This window comes from Plesiomonas sp. (assembly GCF_051650925.1).
Classification (GTDB): Bacteria; Pseudomonadota; Gammaproteobacteria; order Enterobacterales; family CAMTGL01; genus Plesiomonas.
This window is the reverse complement of the sequence record NZ_JBOFRH010000310.1, coordinates 1-1,243: the sequence shown is the minus strand read 5'-3', so window position 1 is coordinate 1,243 and position 1,243 is coordinate 1. Positions and strand designations below refer to the sequence as shown.

Sequence of the window (1,243 nt, the reverse complement as noted above, 5' to 3'; positions counted from 1 at the left end):
ACAGAGTTAACTGACATGCAGTCTTGCTTTAATCTCAATGCCATGGCGGGTTTAAAACATCAAGAAGGCAGCATTGAGCGGCCGCTACTGGCAAAACAGTTTTTAGCGCTGCTCGGTGGTATCACTATTGATGACAAGCCCATTGACAGCTATCAGGCCGAAGTCATCACCGACAGCCTGTGGGAGTTTATTGACAGCAACAGTACCGTGGAAACCCAATACGGTGTGGAAGATAGCCACTATCTTGGCTTACCCGTTCCGTATCTTGCACCAAACATACAGCTGGCCGATGTCAGTGAATTTCGGGCCGTTAACGGCGTAGATGCTGCAACATATCAGGCCATCGCCCCTTATTTGTGCGCATTGCCCGAGAAAAAATTGGAGGTTAACGTCAACACGTTGACCGAAGATAAAGCCCTGTTGTTGCAAGCGCTGTTTACCCCCTACCTTTCACTTGAACAGGCACAAAGATTGATCAGTGATCGCCCGCGAGATGGCTGGATTGACGTACAAGCCTTCCTCAATGCCCCTGAAATTGCAGGATTAGAGGATACCGTTAAACAAGCCGTTACGCCGATGCTGACGGTCAACAGCCACTATTTTCTGCTGACCTCTCGTACTCAGGTTGGGCGGGTAGAGCTCACACTGCGCAGCGGGTTGGCAAAGGGTAAAAAAGAGTCCTCATTTTATGTTCTGCGGCATCAGTTAGGAGAAGTTGAGTGAACGGTGTCCTCATTATTCGGTTACCCGCAGAAGCGACAGGTAATGTCAGTTGGCTGTTGTGGTCAAAAGAACAACAAAAACAGCTTATTGGTGGCGAACTGACTGGCACAGACGCACTTAATCAGCTCAGTGATTATCATCAGCACCCGCTTTGGGTACTGGTCCCAGGCCATCAGGTCAGTGTGCGTGCTTGTACCCTACCAAAAGGTGCATCCAAGCAGGCCGAAAACTTACTGCCGGTGCTGCTCGAAGATGATCTGGCCGAAGATATTGATGATCTGCACTTTGCCCTGCTGCATCGCAGTGGAAGTGAAGCACAGGTAGCGATCATCCAGCGGCAAAAAATTGAGCAGTGGCTGGCATGGCTATCGGCAGCAGGGCTGAAAGCCCAACGCCTGCTACCAGACTGGCTGGCACTGCCACTGCATGCTGATGCCATCAGCGCAGTACAACTGCATGATGACTGGCTGATCAGGCCGCAACAGTGGCAGGGTTTTACCGCTGAAGAAACCCTGCTGCC

The 1,243-nt window shown here is 51.1% G+C and carries 2 protein-coding genes; both read left to right on the top strand.

Features of this window, described 5'->3' with window-relative positions; all coding sequences use genetic code 11:
• On the top strand, positions 1-723 hold a 723-nt coding region (gene gspK / locus ACRC27_RS07350; RefSeq protein ID WP_438639543.1), incomplete at its 5' end, for a type II secretion system minor pseudopilin GspK.
• On the top strand, positions 720-1,243 hold a 524-nt coding region (gene gspL, locus ACRC27_RS07345), incomplete at its 3' end, for a type II secretion system protein GspL (RefSeq protein WP_438639542.1). The genes gspK and gspL, both read left to right, overlap by 4 nt.